General features: G+C 66.7%; 6 protein-coding genes and 1 pseudogene. 4 read left to right on the top strand and 3 right to left on the bottom strand.

From position 1 onward, the window contains the following. Both ACYVIP_RS13920 and ACYVIP_RS13925 read left to right on the top strand, forming a co-directional pair. The coding region (locus tag ACYVIP_RS13920; RefSeq protein WP_460396033.1) for a tetratricopeptide repeat protein at positions 1–419 on the top strand (419 nt) is incomplete at its 5' end. A gap of 151 nt (positions 420–570) precedes the next feature. Next, positions 571–2,718 carry an ATP-binding protein gene (locus ACYVIP_RS13925; RefSeq protein WP_460396035.1) on the top strand — a complete coding sequence of 716 codons (2,148 nt, stop codon included), beginning with the start codon at positions 571–573 and terminating at the stop codon, positions 2,716–2,718. A gap of 329 nt (positions 2,719–3,047) precedes the next feature. Here the strand turns inward: ACYVIP_RS13925 and ACYVIP_RS13930 are convergent, their stop codons facing one another. Then, a complete protein-coding gene (locus tag ACYVIP_RS13930) occupies positions 3,048–4,184 on the bottom strand; it encodes a hypothetical protein (RefSeq protein ID WP_460396037.1) in 1,137 nt (378 codons plus the stop codon). Between the two features lie 823 nt (positions 4,185–5,007). Between ACYVIP_RS13930 and ACYVIP_RS13935 the strand changes: the two are divergent. Then, positions 5,008–6,205, top strand: a pseudogene (locus ACYVIP_RS13935) (IS3 family transposase). On the opposite strand, the gene ACYVIP_RS13940 reads toward ACYVIP_RS13935, so the two are convergent. Both ACYVIP_RS13940 and ACYVIP_RS13945 read right to left on the bottom strand, forming a co-directional pair. After that, the gene (locus ACYVIP_RS13940) at positions 6,183–12,140 is read right to left on the bottom strand and encodes an NACHT domain-containing protein (RefSeq protein WP_460396382.1); all 5,958 of its coding nucleotides are present in this window, start codon (positions 12,138–12,140) and stop codon (positions 6,183–6,185) included. The pseudogene ACYVIP_RS13935 and the gene ACYVIP_RS13940 sit on opposite strands and share 23 nt — an antisense overlap. 264 nt (positions 12,141–12,404) lie before the next feature. After that, positions 12,405–16,358 carry a P-loop NTPase family protein gene (locus ACYVIP_RS13945; RefSeq protein WP_460396039.1) on the bottom strand — a complete coding sequence of 1,318 codons (3,954 nt, stop codon included), beginning with the start codon at positions 16,356–16,358 and terminating at the stop codon, positions 12,405–12,407. Between the two features lie 840 nt (positions 16,359–17,198). On the opposite strand from ACYVIP_RS13945, the gene ACYVIP_RS13950 reads away from it, so the two are divergent. Continuing rightward, the gene (locus ACYVIP_RS13950; RefSeq protein ID WP_460396384.1) at positions 17,199–17,441 is read left to right on the top strand and encodes a helix-turn-helix domain-containing protein; all 243 of its coding nucleotides are present in this window, start codon (positions 17,199–17,201) and stop codon (positions 17,439–17,441) included. Positions 17,442–17,463: the final 22 nt, after the last annotated feature.

Here is a 17,463-nt window from a genome sequence, read left to right on the forward strand (position 1 = left end):
ACGGCGAAGGCCAGACGTTGAACAACCTCGGCGTCGTCTACCGCGAGTTGCGGCGGTTCGACGAGGCCATCGCCTGCCACAACCAAACCCTACCGATTCGCCGGGAGGTCGGCGACCGGCACGGCGAAGGCGAGACGTTGACCAACCTCGGCGTCGTCTACCGGGCGTTGCGGCGGTTCGACGAGGCGATGGAGGTTCACCGCGAGGCGTTGGTGGTGTTCGGTGAGGTTGAGGACGGGTTTTGGGAGGGAAAGGTGTTGCGGGCGTTGGGGGAGGTGTGTGTAGCGCGGGGTGAACGTGCGGAGGCGCGGCGGTGGTGGGGTGAGGCGTTGACGGTGTGGGCTCAGTTTTCCGATGCTGGGACGCGCGCGGAGGTTGACGAGGTGCGGGAACTGCTGGCAGGTCTCGATGATTCCTGATGCGTCGTGCCGAGTGGTGTGCTGCCGTTCCTACTCGTGCGGGTGCTGCTTCCGCTGTCCGGTTTGTGGGGCTGCCGTTGTTGGTGTTGGCGGGCGGTCATGTGTGCTTGGCTGGGCAGGAGGTTGGCTTTGGTGAAGGCGCGAGGAGGTGGTGACGATCGGGATCGACGATGACAGGAGTGGCTGTGCGGGCCCGGTGGTCACGAATGGTCTCGCGGGTACGGTGTCGGGGCCTGTGGTGCAGGCTGGGGTCATTTACGGTGATGTGCGCTTTGGCGCCGCTGAGTCGTGGGTGCCATCTGTTCTTCGGCAATTGCCGCCGGTGGCTGCGCATTTCACGAATCGGGTGGCGGAATTGGCGGTGTTGGATGAGGCGGCCGCTGTTTCCGGTGCGGCCGGGTTGGCGGGTCTTGCTGTGTTGACCGGTCCGGGGGGTGTGGGCAAGACGGCCTTGGCGGTGGCCTGGGCGGCGAGAAATGCTGATCGGTACCCGGATGGTCAACTTTATGCGGACTTGCAGGGCTATTCGACCGAAGGGGCCGTGCATCCGGAGGTGATCCTGGGACGTTTTCTGCGTGCGCTGGGTCTGGCTCCGGATCGGGTTCCGGTGGAGTTGTCCGAGCAGGCCACGATGTTCCGGTCGATGACCGCGGGCAAGCGGTTGGTGTTGGTGTTGGATAACGCGCTGTCGGCGGCGCAGGTGCGGGTGCTGCTGCCGGCGTCGGCGCGGTGCATGGTGGTGGTGACCAGCCGGGTGCGGTTGGAAGGGCTCAACGGTGACGGCTCGCGGTTTGTGGAGGTGGCGCCGTTGCCGTCGACGCAGGCGGTGGAGTTGCTGTCCCGCTCGATCGGTCGGCAGCGCGCCGCCGACCAGTCGTCGGAGTTGCGGGAGTTGGCGTCGTTGTGCGGGGGGTTGCCGATCGCGTTGTCGGTGGCCGGTGCACGGCTGGCGGCGCGTCCGCGGTGGGCGGTGGCGCGTGTGGTGGCCGAGTTGACCGACGAGCGCCAGCGGCTTGCCCGCTTGTCCAGTCGTGGGGAGGTGTCGGTGAGCGCGGCTTTCGATCTGTCGTATCAGACGCTGCCCGGTGGGGTGGCGCGGCTGTACCGGTTGGCCAGCGAGCATCCGGGACCGGACTTCGCCGCCGGAGTCGCCGCTGCGGCGGCACTGACCAGCGAGGATGAGGCCGAGGATGGGCTGCAGGAGCTGGTGGACGTCAACCTGTTGGAGGAGATCGGGCCGGATCGCTACCGGTTCCACGACTTGGTCCGGCTGCACGCCCGCGCCCACGCTGACGGAGAGCGTGAGGCGGCACGGCGGCGGATCGGTGACTGGTTCCTGCACAGGATGACCAGGGCGAACATGATGGTGATCCCGATCCGCTGGCGGGTTGCGACCGTGTGCGAGCAGTACCGGGACGCGCCCGCGCTGTTCGCCAGCCGCCAGGAGGCGGTGGAGTGGCTGGATGCCCAGTTGCCCAACGTCTTGGCCGTGCTCACAGACGCGGCCCAGCGGGGATGGGATGAGTTGGCCTGGCAGGTGTGCGAGGCGCTGTGGGAACTGTTCGTGTTCCGCAGGCACTACCGGGAGTGGATCGCCTCCCATGCGGTGGGGATCGAGGCGGCCCGGCGATGCGGGAACGCGGTGGCCGAATCCCGCCTACGGTGCCAACTGGGCCGCGCCTATCTGGACCTGGGCCGTTTCGACGAGGCCCGGCACGAGTCAGAACACGCTAGGGTGCTTGCCGGTCAGGCGAGTGACCGTCGCAACGAGTCCGTTGCGCTACAGCAGTTGGGGCTTGCTGCCGAAGGACTCGGGGACATCGAGGGCGCCCTGGAGTACCTCACCCGGAGTTTGCTGATCGAGCAGGAGTTGGGCATCGACCGTGGCGTGGCGCTGCGGCACCGGCGCATCGGCGAGGTACTGCTCGGCGCCGGGCGAGATGCCGAGGCCGCCGCGCACCTGGAGCAGGCACGTGTCGTTTTCGCCGCACAGTCCGACCCCCGAGACGAAGCGCAGGTGTTGATCAGTCTGGCGCGGGTCGATTCCCGCGCCGGACACCGCGACCAAGCGGAAAGCCGTCTGGCCCAGGCGCTGGAGGTGCTGTCCGGGCTAGGTTCGGCGATCTTCCACGCGGACGTGCTGATTGCCTACGGGGAGATCAGTCACGACCACGGCGACCTCGACTCCGCCCGTCGGTATCTGTCCGAGGCATTGGTGCTGTGTCGCGATCTCGACGGCCCGCAGCAGGAACGCATCCACGCTCGCCTCGCCGCCCTCGACCAGGCCACCTCCGGCTGAGCGGGCCTCGGCCAGCCGTCCACGCGCCAGCATCCGCAGATAGCCCGCCACGGCCCACGCCACCACCGACGCGCCTCGCACCGACACCGTCTCCCCGCTCGGGGTCGCCAGAAGACAGTGATCGCCGCCGTAGGTGACCGCGGCCAACCCCAGGCCGGGCAGCCGACACAGGGTGGCCACCAGCACAGCTCGCGCGTCGGCCAGACGCGGTTGCGCGACATGGACGACGACATCAGCCACAGACTCCACACGGAGATCGCCCGCGCAGGCCAGCACGAACCGCCCCACTGTCCCCTGGTGGGGCGGCGGGAACACCCGCCTGTGGCTGGTCACGGGATCAGCCTCGGCACCGCGACCGGGGCCACCCGTGCCGGCTGGGCGGGCTCGGACAGGCCAAGAAGCCGATACATCGTCCGCCGTAGAAGGGTCGCTGCCTGGCCAGGACGCGAAGTCAACCGGCGGCGAACCTCGGCATGAGTGTCCAGGGTGTGGCGCGCCGCCAACTCCTCCAGCTGCGGTACCAAGGCCCGGCATGGCTCCCACCGCGGCGCGGTGTCGAACAGCGCCGCCGAGGGGCTGCCCTCCAACGGCGCATCGTCCGGCTCTGCGGCCAGCAACACCGGCGCGCCCAGCCCCGCAGCGTAGCCGGTCACGGAACCGTAGTCGCCGATCACGAAGTCCGCGGCGATCAGCGCCGCCTGCCACCCCTCCTCCGGAGGCACCAGCCCCAACCCAGCCCGAAGGCAATCCTGCAACCACGCCCGCACCTGCCGATGACCGTGATGAGACCAGATATTCGGGTGGAGCAGCCCCACCACCCGGTAGTCCTCCGGCGGCAGTTCGCGCATGATCCGCTCAAACAAGTCCGGGTGACGACCAAACGCCGACTGCGAAGTCCAGGTGGAACTGACCACGACGAGCTTGCGCCGCTCGTCTACCTGCAACGCCTCGCGGTAGCGCGCACGCTCACCCCGACTGGTCAGCAGCCGATCGAAGGCGATGTTGCCCGCCACGACCGCGTGCGGCAACGCCGGCGGGCACGTGCGTGCAAGCACCTCCCGCTCGGCATCGTGGATCAACACGATCGCCTCGGCGCGAACCCGCCCGTCCCGCATCAACCGCTCACGGTCCAGGTTCATCACCAACTCCCGATCATCACCACAAGTACGCGGACGGAGCCGATACTGACCGAACCCGTACCCGTGCGGCACCAACATGACCGGCGCATCCACCTCATCGATGCCGAACTGGCCACCCGCGATCGCCAAGTCGAACCGCTCATGCCGCGCCTGCGACCACGGAAGCACCACACCACCCTGCGCCTCCACGAAATCGTGGCTGGCTCTCCAGAACTCCGGCGGCTCCGGCACCGTAAACACCGTCTGCACCCGGTGGTCCGGCTCCAGCAGCGGCAACACATCCAGCAACCGCGTGCCCGCCACGATCTGATCCATCATGACCAGCACCTGCTTGCACCCCGTACGGGTCAGCCACGGCACCCCGTGACGCCCGATCGGACTCAGTACCCATCGACCATTTCGCATGACAACCAGCATCAACAGGCACACGGGACAGCAACCGGGACAGACCCCGGGACACACGCTCGACCGATCGAGTGAAACCCGCACACTCGCTTGTTCCTCGGCCGCGTCCTCGACACGTCAGGCGACCAGAGCACCATCGACGCCTGGACCATCGAAATGACCGCCGTCGCCCACCACGCATCACTGAAAGTACGGCTACACCCGAGTGGCACGACGGACCCCAGCTGTCCCGCTGGGGCGTGCACCCGCGCTACGGCTGGACCCTGTCGCGGGCGTTGGTTGCGCGAGGCTGGTTGGTGGAGGTCGCCGCAGCTGGTTCGTTCCCGGTCGGCGGACTGGCCTGCGACCGGCTGGAGGCGGCGACCATCCGGCACGTGCGCGGCGGACTACTCGCGGCTGGTCTCAACGTCGCGAGATCACCGCATACCTGGCCGCCATCCACGCGGGCGAGCTCCGGGTGCTCGAACCAGGCAGGCAGTGGCCGTCTATGAATGAAACTCCAATGAATGGGGAGCCGAGAGTCGTCCGAATGCAGGGACGCAGGTCCGGGTTTAGATCATCAGTTTGAAAAATGGGCCCTGCTCGGAGTATTCCGCGTTCTGTATGGCCACGTGCGGTGATCGGTAGTAACGGTTCGGGGTGTTGGGCAGATTCATCTCGCACAACGGACGGGACTTGACCCTGGATGTTGGACACCAGACACACGTGGATCCGGACGATCCGGGTGGACAGGAGTCCCGTTCAGATGGTGATGAAGCACTACCCGCTGGAGTTCCGGACCGAGGCGGTCGCGCTCTACCGGTCCTGCCCCGACGTGACGGTTAGCTCGGTGGCCGACGATCTCAGGATCAACCTCGAGACGCTGCGCAACTGGATCCGCCTTGATGACGCGCAGCGCACCGGGGCACCGACCGTGAGCGCCTCGGCGCCGTCCTCGCCGGAGGACGAGAACGCCGCGCTGCGCAGGCGGATCCGCGAGTTGGAGGAGGAGCGCGACATCCTGCGCAAGGCGGCCAAGTATTTCGCCGGGGAGACGCGCTGGTGAACGCTTCCAGTTCGTTGACGATCACCAGCGCCACCATGGCGTGAAGCGGATGTGCCAGGTCATCGGTGTCGCCCGGTCCAGCTACTACCACTGGAAGGCCACCGCGCCCGAGCGGGCTGCCCGTGTTGCGGACGACGCGCGCTTGGCCGCTCGTATCCGGGTGATCCACCGCGAGTCGGCGGGCACCTTACGGCGTCCCGCGGATCACCGCCGAACTGCACGACATGGGGCAGGTGGTCAACCACAAGCGCGTCGCCCGGGTCATGCGCGGGATCGGCCTGGTCGGGCTGCGGCTGCGCTGCCGGCACCGCACCACCCTCGTCGACCCAGCAGGGGTCAAGGCCCCCGACTTGCTCGGACGCGACTTCACCGCCCAGACACCGAACACCCACTACGTCGACGACATCACCTACTTGCCGATCGCCGACGGCACGTTCCTCTACCTGGCCACGGTGATGGACCTGTGCTCGCGTCGACTGGTCGGCTGGGCCGTGGCTGACCATAGGCGCGTCGACCTCGTCCTCAACGCCCTGCACGCGGCCGAGCGGACACGCGGCAGCCTGGCCGGGACGATCTTCCACAGCGACCATGGAGCCCACTACGGCGCCAGGGCCTTCGTCGACGCCTGCCGCGCCGCCGGAGTGACCCGGTCCATGGGCGCGGTCGGTAGCTCCGCGGACAACGCCGCCGCCGAAAGCCTCAACGCCTCCTTCAAACGCGAGACTCTCCAAGGCACCCAAGAGTTGGGGCAGTGACAAGGAAGCACGGCTTGCGGTGTTCGGTTGGGCGCACCGCTGCAACACCTGACGACGCCACTCACACCTCCGGCCGGATGTCCCCGATCGACTACGAGAACAGCCTGCTACCAACACCGGCTAAGCTGACCCACGCCGCATAACCCCGTGTCCAACGTCCGGGGTGAAGTCCCCTAGGTATGGGATGGACTCGTGGCAAGTGCGGCTGATCTCGCTCGCTGTGGTTAGCGTGCGTATCAGCTCTTGGGCTTCCGCGCGGCACAGGTCGCTCCAGCGTGCGAGGTCGCATGCGGCGTGCCTGCGGATATGTGTCGCGACGGACGTGTCGTGAGCGACGGAGCGAGCCACCTTTGCTGCGGTTTCGCGATGGTCACTCCTGAGATGGATCAGTGCTTCGGCGCAGCGGAGCCGCGCTAGCGCGCTGATGCCGTCCTTGTCCGCCGTGGCGATGAGTTCCGTGGTCGCGGCGGACGTGTCGACAGCTCCGGCGGCGAGTAGTACTTGTCTGCGGTGTAGTGGTGTCTCTGCTGCCATACCGCGCAGCATCTTGAGCATGTCACGGCGTGCGCTTGGCATGGTGTCGCTGAGTACTCGGGCTGCTTGCGCACGTGAGGTGGTGGGCAGCGTGGTGTCGAGGGTCATGGAGCGGAGGACGATCGCGGCGCGGTCGCGTCCGGCGCGGCCGAGTTGGGAGAGGGACTCTGCGACGCGCCAACGTAGAGCTGGTCGAAGGGTGGTGTCTGCGGCGATCTCATGGAATAGTCGGATTGCGGTGGTGCGGTCCTCGGTGCTCCGATTGAGGAGCTTCGCCGCTGCTTGCCAGCGGGTGACCGGTGATCGCCGTTCGTCGTCGCGTACGGCACGGAGGGCATTCAGGCCGGCGACGCGTCTTAGCGCGAAGAGCGCTTCCACCTTGTCCTGGTCAGAGGTGTGTTCGTCCTGGATCCTCTGCCGGAGATAGCTGGACACGACGGGTGGCGGATCCGTTGTGAGGTCCATGGCAAGACGGGCAGCGCGGTAGCGGGCGCGCCGTGGTGCAGTCTCGCCCCGAACCTGGTCCTCAGCCCAGGTGAGAACGTACCGTCTGGCCTCCTGCCCCAGGCCTGACAGCTCCCGTCTAGCACGGTGTGCGGCGAACCCGTCGTGGGCGAATTGCTTCAGCAGACGGACCGACTCGGGGATCAACCGCCACGACAGGGTCGCGAGGGTTGCTGCGGCGGCGACTCGCTCCGCTGGTGGAGACTCAATCGCCGTGAGGGCTGCGCGGGCTTCCTCTTCGGCCTCGGTTTGGAGTGGCAGGTCGTCCCAGATGTCGCGCTTAGGCATCCTGTCGTTGATAGGAATTGACCGGTTCATCAGCAGGTCGCGTTCGGCCTCGGTGCGATGCTGCCGGGGGAGTCGTGTGATTAGTCGTTGCCGATCGGACGGCCTGGTTCGGGGATCACGCAGGAGCGCGGGCAGCTGCGGGTCGGCGGCGTTGAACATACGTGACTTCAGATGGTCTATCCATTCGGCGCTGTACCGGCGATCATCGGTCGGTGTTCCTTGGTCTTCGGTGATCCGGTATAGAAAGGCAAGTGTTTGGTCTGTGCGGGCAGTATCGAGTCTGGCGAGATGACCAGCTGCGATTATTCGATTGGTGACGCTCTCGTGTTCGTCCTCGAACACCTCCTGGTGGTACGTGAGTGATCTGCGTGGAAGGTCGGTACGATGAGAGCGGTCGAGGCCCTGCCAGCTTTCCGAGCGCTGGTAGGATCCCAGGGTCTGATCCTCGGCTTGGGTCAGTAGTTCCGCATGGGCGGTCTCTGTCGAGTCGGAGTCGAGTGCGATGAGCATTGTGGCTGCGGCTCTGCGGGTTTCAAGTATGGTGTCGTGATCCTCGAGTATGGCGCGCAGCCTTGGCTCCACGTTCGCCCCGAGGTGGATGAGTTCGACGACAGCGGATACCCAGTCCTGAAACGCGAGCTTGTCGTCGACCCTGAGGATCGCTTCGGTGGCTGCTGGGAGGTGCTCGGGTGACGTTCTTGCCAGGACGACCGCGGCCTCGTGACGGGTTTTCAGCTTGACCGATGGATCGGCGACGATCGCGCAGAGCATCGGGACCAGGTTCGGGTCGAGTGTGAACCCGAGCAAACCGAGCCCTTTCACCGCCTGCCATTTCCTTGTGGAAGGAGAAGGTGGATCGAGGATGACGTCGCGTAGGAGTTCGGCGAGTTCCGCGCGAGGGCCGGTGCCCGCGTTGGTGAAGGCCTGTACTGCGAAAGGGAAGTCCATGTCGGCGGACTCCGTCGCGCGGAGGAGGTCGCGCATTCCAGCGACTGCGCATTGGTGGAAGTTCCGCCCGAGAATAAGCAGGCAGTTGCTGGCTGTGATCCGGGTTCTCAGCGTTCGTGTCTTATCGGTCAGAGCGAGAACCAGCGCACTTGCGGCTAGTTCCGTCTGTTCGGCGTTCGACGAGGCGAATGCGACGATGGCGCTGTAGGGGAGACCGCGACCGAAGTCCGTTGACCGCAAAAACTCGAGCAGGTTCGCGAAAGCCTGCTCGCGGTAGGCTGAGCCGAGTTTGAGCAGCTCCGTCCACGCGTGCGCGGCCACCTCTGGGTCGTAATGGCTGGTCGCCAGGGCCTGCAGGTGCACAGCTGCCTCGGTGTGGAACTCAGGTCCCGCGTCTACAAGGTGTTCGGCCGCTTTGCAACGTTTCATCGGGTCCGCGGCGCAATCAGCCAGCACTGCACGCAGCAGATCTACGGCTTGTTGTCGGTTCTCCAGGTCGCCTACGCGAACGATGTCAGCAAGCGCCTCGAAACGAGTCACCGCACCAGCCAGCGGATTGGACTGTGTCTTCCACATCGTAACCATCGACTCGGTCCGATACTCCGGACCGATCCCAGCAAGATACCGAGCCGCCGACAGGACGTCGTATTCGTTGGCGTCCGGATCTCTCAAGACCGATCGCAGCTGGTAGATCGCGTGTTCCTTGAACTCGGTCCCGAGTTCGGCGAGGTGGGTCGCGCAGTGGGCACGTTCGAGCGGACTGACCCCGGGGGTGGCCAGCATGTCGATGATCTGTTCACCAGCGGCGAGTCGGTGTTGGGGGCCAAGCTCACCGAGCGCTCTCGCCATGACCGCACGTTGGGTATGAGCGAAGCGGTGATTGGTGATCAGTGCCACCAACGCGGTGACGGCCTCCGCCTGGTGTTGAGGTCCCAGCGAAGAGAGGCCGAGCGCGGCGTCCCGCCGGCCTCTTATGCTATCCACCTGGTCGTTCAGCACACCTAGGAAGACCTCGGCACAACCTTCGTGGAACTCGATGTCGATCTCCACGAGTCCGGTGGCCGCCTCGACGAGGTCGACTGTGGGGGTCGCTGGGTCAGACACCAGCCGTGACAGTGCTTCCACCGCGTTCGCTCGGGCGCGGGGCCCGAGCGCTGAGAGAACCACGGCGGCGGTCCGGCAGTGGGCACCGGAGGCCAGCGGGTCGTCCAAAACTGCCCGCAAACCCCGTTCAGCGGAGCCGCACTCGTCGGCCCGACTGTCAGCGAGGGCCTCGGCGGCCTTGAGCCGATGGCCGACCGGCACCTCGATGTCGTCCACGACCGTACGGAGTAGGGTGGCCGCCGCCACTGTGTGGGTGCTGCGCAACCGGGTGACCAAGGCTGTGGCGGTCTCGATCCTGGAGTACCAAGGCGTGTCTGTGTTCCGCATGAGGTCGAACAGCCAGCGGTCCAGCCCCGGGTGGTGTGCGGCGCGGCAGGCTTGGCGCAGGATCTCCTTGCCGGTGTCCTGACTGGTCATGGCCCAGCCGCGGACCGTCTCCAGAAACTCGTCCACCGCGCCGGTGCTTGCCGGGATGTGGCGTGCGAGCAGCCGCGCCGCGAGCAGGTGCTGGTCGGGGGTGCCGACGTGCATCCACCGCATCACCCGGTCCGCCTCATTGGGCCGCAGGCGCGTGTAGTGCAGCAGCACCGCCCTGGCATGCCGGCCAGATTCCTTCACCTGGCCCGTGTGCAGGTAGGTCGCGAAACCGTCGTCATCAGGGGAGAACCGTTCCGGCAGACCCCGGGCTATCGCGGTGGCGGCGAGATGTTCGGCAAAGCTGTGGTGCAGGAACGACAGGTCGTCGCTGCGGATCACCAACGGGCCCGTTGAGGCGAGGAACGTGGTCAACACGTCTTGCCAGCCCATCACGAGCTCCCGCGAGGGAATGTTCACCAGCACCCAGTCATGGGCCGCCGCCACGAGTGAGGCGTCGGACTCCAGCCGAACCCGTCCCAGGTGCTCTAGCAACGGCGTCCGATGATGGCCGAACAGCTCCGATACGTCGGCACGCGCTGGAGCCAGGTAAGACAGGTACGCCTCGTAGAGCTCGTACTGATTGTCCGGCAGCGGCCGGTCCCCGTACTGCTCGAAGACGATCGCTGCGATCGTGGCCAGCAGCGGCACCTTGACCAGCTCATCGAGGTGCGCCTCCCGGACCTCGCGGAGAAACCTATCCGCAGTGCTTACCCCGACGTCGCCGAACCAGCTCTCGGCGAAGTGCCGAAGCGCATCCTCGTCGAACGGCTGCAGCTCGTAGCGCGCAGCCCCGATGCGCTGCAAGGGAGCGAGCGCGGCACCCTCGATTGGCCGGGTGGTCACCACGACCCGGTAGGGGGAGTCCGGCGATTCCGATGCCCACGCGGACAGCACCGACACCAAACGGTCGCGTTCCGCGGCGTTGGCAACCTCGTCGAGACCGTCCACCAACACGAGCCAAGGACAACCATCGACCCGGTCACTGAGCGTGGACGCGTCGAGCGGTACACGGAGTAGCGCGCCGTACTCGACGCGCGCGCTCTCCGCGAGCGCCTGCGCGAACGGGAGCTCCAGCCGAGTGGCCAGCTCACGGGCGGTGAGCCGCAGCGGGACCACTGGTTCGGTGAGGGGCACGTCCGCGTCGGCCGGTCCGTGCCATCGATTCGCGATGTCCGCGGCCAGACGCAGAGACAACGTGGACTTGCCCTGGCCAGGACCACCCGCGACCACCAGATGCCGGTCGCTGTCCAGCGCGTCACGCACGGTGCGAGCTGGCGGCCGAACCGCGACCCGGACCTTCGGCGCATCGGGCAGGTCCACGATCCGCCCGCGGTCGTCGAGGATCGGGGTGGGTCTGGGCTGCTCCGACTGGGGCTCCTCCACCCCGCTGCCCAGGTCCTGCCGCACGTAGACGGTCGCCAGGGACGGCCTCCGAGCCCCCGGCAGCCGGTAGGGAAGTTCCAGTGCCGCCTGGACCTGAGCGTGCATCAGTGATCGGATGGCTGGGGAGAACCCGGGTGATTGGCGCCAGCCGGCCACTGATGTGGCATCGGTATCCGCCTTGGCTGGTCCTGGGTGGCCGAGAGTGTCGCACAACGAGCTGACGAATCTTTTGACCTGGCCGTAGACGAGTGACTGCGGGTCCACAGGTTTGCAGATGTCGACATGGTTGGCATCCACGCCAATGGGGGTGACCCGGGCCAGACCCGGATTGGCTGACATCTCGTCGACCACACGCAGACCTTTGGTGGCCCGAGTCTCGAAGAACACCAGATTGCCGATCTTGACGTCGTCGACCCAATTCCGGTAGCGGTCGTTGAGATGCCGCAAGTAAGGCTTGTTGCGCTCCAGATCGTCGACGGCAGGGCTTCCCCGGTAGAGGACCCCGAGCGCTTTGACAGCCTTCGCGAGGCCTGCGCCGGTGTGTGGAGTGGCAAGGAAAACGACGCCCTTGGCGGCCTCCGCGAACGCGGCGAACTCGGTACGGCACTCGGCAGCGTGCAGAAGAATCTCCTTGACCAGCAATCCGCCCATACTGTGCGTGACGAAGCACAGCGGCCGTTGGCCGATCCCGTGATTCTGCAGCTGAGCCATCAGGTTGACCGCCCGGTCCTGCATCGGCATCGACCGACCACGCCAACCACTCGACCAGGCGTCGTAGCCAACGGTAAAGACCGCGACCTCGGCGAGGTCAGTGGCCAACCACTCCGGCCAGAAGGACTCCGCGTCCTTCCGCGACCACGTCCCACGTCCATCACCGTCCAGCCCATGGACGAACACCACGTCCAAGACAACACGCTCCGGGTGGTGAACCACGATAACCCTCGTCACCAATACCCTCCCGTACCAACTGGACGAAACGGCCTGTTCTGGACCCCCTACGTCAGTGACCAGACACCGAACACGGTATCGCCACGCGGCATCTGTCAGGGCCCCACACGCCGGCAGCCCTGAGCCTCACCCCAGGGGTCTGTCAAACGATCACGGGATAGACCCTGAGCGACCAGTCAGGACAGCCTAATTCAGTGGCATTGAGGCTAGGCCGAGTCAGGGCACCGTCGAGAGGCGGTTTGTGTTCGTGCGCTGGTACCACCACCGCTCGACGGTCCGGATTGACTGGACCAGGGAGTGCAGTGTCCGGTCGTCGGCGAGTTCGTGAACGGTGGGTACGGCGGCGGCGAGAATGCTGAGGCAGTCGTTGAGTTCGACGTTCTCGACGCACCGGCGCAGGAGCGCGAGATCGTCTTCGGGGGCTGTGGTGCGGACGTGCTGGGCCTGTTGCAACGCCCTGCGGCGGGCAGCCCGGGTTTCCCGGGCGAGTGTCAATGCCTCGGTAAGCGCCCGGTCGCGAAGGGACGGTGGCAGGTAAATGGCGATCGCGGCGAGTTCCGCAGTGATGTTGATGCTGGCGGGCAGGGTGTGGAGCGCCTCGATGCCGTCGGCGATGAGTTTCTCCGGGAATCTGCGGATGATCGGTGCTGCCTTGGCCGTTGCGGTGGTTCGTGCCACTTCGTCGACGTTGGCTTCGAGAAACCTGGTGATGAGGCCCAGCACCAGGCGCTGGGGCAGGAGGCGCGCGAGGCGGGCAGCCCGTCGGGCGAATTTCGCGATCGGCGGACCAGCGGTCGGCATGTGCTCGAGCGTCGTCAATGCCTTGTTCAGAAGCGACGTCCGCTGGGCACCGGTGCTCAATCCTGCAAGAAGGCCCAACATAGCTCCGCGCTGGTACTCGGGTGTCATGTCGAGAGTGGCAGCGACGGCCTCGGACATGACCTCGGCACGCAGTTGTCCGGATAGGTGGGGTATGAGCAGTGCCAGCGCCTGTGCCCGGTCCAATGGGTCGCGCATCGAGCGTGCCGCGGTCAGTGCTTCCGACCTGAGTTCGACGAGTACGCCTGGCTCGACGTGCACAGCCAACCTCTTCATCAGCCTGATCCGTGGGAAGCCCTCCGCTGTCCTGGCAATGGCTAACGCGCGTGCGAAGAGATGCTCTCGCCGGTTGGGTTGGTTGATGGCGAGGTCGGCGCACGCGAGTGCGCGGAAGTAGGTGCTCGTGATGGCCTCGGCGGAGGCGAGTGCCTCCTCAGCGTACTGGCCCGGGTCTTGGGGGAGGCGGGCCGCGATCTCGCCGAGGAGTTGTGCCCTGCCGAACTCGTGGCTGACCGAACGTGCGGCCGCAACGGCCTCGGTCACGAGTGCGGCCGGGAGGTGTTCGGTGATCACGCCGAGGATCCAGCCCCGCTGATACTGGTCGGAGAGCGCCCCCACGACCTCCAGGACTTGGGGAAACAATGTGGCCGGCAGGGTTGGGGCCATTTCCGCGAGGAGTTCGACGACGTAGTCGTTGCCCAGCTGTCGCACCTCGCCGAGGACCTCGACGAGCATCGCGTCCCGGACTTGCGGCTCGTCGACCATGGTCGCCAACTGGTGCAGCAGCCGGCAGCGGGTTGGGGCGTGTGTGGTGGCACGCACCGTGTTCAGCGCTTCTTCGCGGACGGCGACGTCGTCCAGGCGGTTCGCGATCTCGGTCAGCCGACACGCGCGTAGGGAAGTTTTGAGGTCGACTTCGCGGGCATCGGCGAGGGCGCTCTCCAGCAGCGTCGCCCGGTGCTGTCGATCGTCGACGACGTCAGCGACCAGACACAGTGCCCACGCGCGGTCGCCGGGCTCCTCGGCTGCGCGGGCGTCTCGCTCGGCCTCGGCGACGAGGTCGTGCTCCTCCGCCGGCCACGTCCCCGCGAGCACGCCGATGGCCCACGACCTGAAGTCAGGCTGCTCGATCCCTCTGACGACGGCGAGGGCGTCCGGTAGCCGGTAACGGGGGAGTCGGGGTGCCAGGACGACCAGCACGTACGCCCTGACTTCGCCGTCTTTGACGGTGGCTACGGCGTCGAGCACCTGGCCGGTGAGGAAGTCGGGCGTGCGCCGGGCGATCGTGGCGAGCACCTCGGCCCGCGCGGCGGTGTCGGCGATTCCGGTCGCGATGGTGACGGCATGAGAGAGGACTTGTCGCTGATGTGGCTCCGGGAGGTCCAGGCCCACCTCGAACAGGGCGGTCGCGCGTGCGGCTGCCTCGGGGATCGCGTCAGCGGCGTCGTGCATTTCGGCCAGGACGTGCTGCCGGTCCTCGGCGCCGAGGTTCGGTCGCAGGCGGCGGAGCAGCCAGATCCGTTCCGCACCGTCAACGGAGGCGCGCGCTGCGGCCAGGGCCTCCGCGGCGACCGCCGGTCGTTCGGCGGGCGGTAGGAGGCCGAGCAAGTCGGTGAGTGCGTGCGCACGCGTTCCCGGGTCATGGAGGTTCCTCGCGTGCTCGGCACCGCGGGCGGCGGTCCATTGCCCGGTCGCGACCATGCGCACGAGCAGTGGGACGGGCACGTGCGCGGTCAGGGCTGTGACCGTGGCAATGATGACGGCGTAATGCAGTTCGCGGCCGAGGTCGGTGGCCAGCGCACCGGCCTGGAGCTGTGCGTCGGTGTCCTGCGCGGCCAGCCGGCAGGCCCGCCGGAGGTCGTCGAGGTACTCGCTGAGTTGTCCGGCTTGGTCGTGCACGTCGAACCAGAGGTTGCGCGGTCCATGCCGGGGTGTGTCGTGCTCTATGGCCAGCAACCGGTGCAGGTCGTCGGTGCGGCCCGCGTGCTCGAGGTGGAAGGCCAGGTGCCGGCGTGCGTACTGCCTGTCCATCGCGGCGAGGTCGAGGTCATCGCTGAGTGTGGGCAGGTCGTTCGCAAGCTCGCCGAACTCCGCGAGATACCGGTTCGCGATGCTGCCGTGAGCCCGGCGGGTCGCGGTGGCGAGCTCGCGAGTTGTAGTGCGCAGCGTGTCCAGGTGGTGTTCGGATGGGCCGTTCGTCATGAACTCGCGAAGGCTCGCATGGTAGATCCCGTACAACACATCGTTGCCGACCGTGGTCGTCGTGAGGAAGGGGCGCAGGCGGCCGTGGCACAGGTCCGCGACCGCGCTTGTGTCGAGCAGCCCGGCCAGCCCGGTAAGGGCGGCCATCGGAACCGGCTCGGCGATCGCGGCCAGCGTCGCCAGCACGGGCAGCCGCAGTTCAGTCCACCCAGCCCGGTCCGACGAGGCACTGAGACTCTCGAGGTAGTAGTGCACCAGGTCGGCCGGGAGGCGGTCCAGGTCGCTGACCGAGCGCAGGCCGAGCCGCAACTCGTCCAACACATAGCGCAAGTAGACCCACACGCCGCCACACTGGGCCGCCAACCGCCTCGCGAAGAGATCGGCGGACATCCCGTTTGCGTCAAGCAGCACGGCCAGTGATGGCTCCCGCGTCGTCGCCACGAGGTAGCGCCGCAGGTCGTTGGTGTTGCGGCGGTCCTCGGCCTCGATCGAGAGCGCCGTCCACGGTTGTCGAAGCGCGGACAGATTGGTGCCGACACGGCAGGTGATGATCAGGAACACGCCGGCGGGAAGCGAGTTCGGTAGGCCCAGCGGGAGGTCGCCGTCGACGTTTTCCGCCTCGTCCAGGCCGTCGACGACGAGCACGATCCGCTCCCCGGGCGCAGCGGCGCGGGCCGCGCGCAGCACATGATCGAACCACCCCGGCTCGCCTGCCGTCTCCGGCATCATGCCACCCGGGGCGAACTGCTCCGCGAGGTCGTAGCGGGCGATGAGCTGCGCGGCGAGGTTGCGCAGCGCCACAGCCGACAATCGTCCCTTGCGCCGCCTGGTGAAGTGGCACGGCCAGCTGTGTCGGCGGGCCAGCCACGCGGCGAACGCAGTCTTCCCCAGGCCGGCCGGCGCCTCGACGATGACATATCCTCGGTCCCGGGCGCGCATGAATTTCTCGATCGCGTCGATCAGCCACTTCCTCCCGACAAAGTGGTCGACGTCGACCTCGTCGAACACGGGAGCCGGGTCAAGCCAGACGTCGCGTAGCCGGGCGAACCGGCCGACGAACACGTTGCCGGATATGACATCGCGCCCGGCCTGGAGAACCGTGGAGCCAGACTTTGCGACGGCGCGCTGGCTAGCGCCGGGCTCATCCATCGGCATTTCTCGCCTTGTTTGGTCGACTGGAGTACGCCCGCAGATTGCCTGAATTGAAGACGTCGCGGCCTGCCTGGACCACGACGCCGCCACCCCTGGCCGATGCCTTCTGACCGGAAGTTCTGCTTCCTGCGGTGCTTTTTCGCCGATTCTCCAACGTGAGGTATACCTGGGTAGCACAACCGAGAACGATCAACGCACCCAATGCAACCGCGACGGCGACGTTCCATCGCGTCGTGAGCACATTAGTGAGGAATCCGATACCGGTCGCGAGCAGGACCGACATCGCGGCAGCGGTGGCGCGTCTCCAGGTCGACATTGCTTCAAGATACCGCCAGCAGGGCCCCAGTTTTCGGTCCTCGTTACCGGCGCTCGCCCCGCGGGGCGTAGCGGCTGCCCCGCGGTGTCGACGAGTTGCCGCAGGAGCGCGGCTTCGGACCGAAACGGCTGGGTCATGGTGTTCGGGCCGTTGCCGTCCCCGGTTGCCCGGATCCTCGGAAGCCACCACCAGGACGCGGTCGGCGTGCCCAGGTAGGCCGACGCCGCCAACCGCAACTCAACATCATCAACGCTCGTGGCATCCGCCCGACAGACCGGTCGCGGCATGAGCGACGATTGTGACCTGTCCGTGTCAGATTTATCTGATGGCGGTGATGGTCGCGGCGGGTGTGGGTCGGGTGAGGTCGCCTGCGCCTTTGGCTGGATCCCGCCTCCAGGGGTTGTGGGTCGACGGGATGCCTTGTCTGAGGAAGTTTGCTTGTCGGTGTCCCCGTGAGCCCGATTTTCCGGAGTTCAGGTGTGTCCGGTTGGCGGGTGTTCGGAGGTGTTGTGGTGGACGAGGTGTTGTTGTTGACGCCGGGGCAGGCGGCTGAGGTGTTGCAGGTGCGGGAGTCGTGGTTGCGGCGTCGGGCTGGGGAGGGTCGGGTGCCGTGTTGTTTTGTGGGTAAGCATTTGCGGTTTTCGTGGGCGGATCTTGAGGCGATCGTGGCTGACGGTGCCCGTTCGGCCAGAGGTGCAGCGCCTCGACGCGTTCGCCCATCTCGGGATCACGGCTGGTCGGGTTCATCTGATGGGCGGGTGTGACCACATACGGGCTTGCTCTCTG

It is taken from the genome of Actinophytocola sediminis, assembly GCF_054779715.1.

Bases quoted from the DNA above. Each gene is read 5' to 3' on its own strand.
- ACYVIP_RS13945 (WP_460396039.1), bottom strand. From the start codon at position 16,358: ATGGATGAGCCCGGCGCTAGCCAGCGCGCCGTCGCAAAGTCTGGCTCC.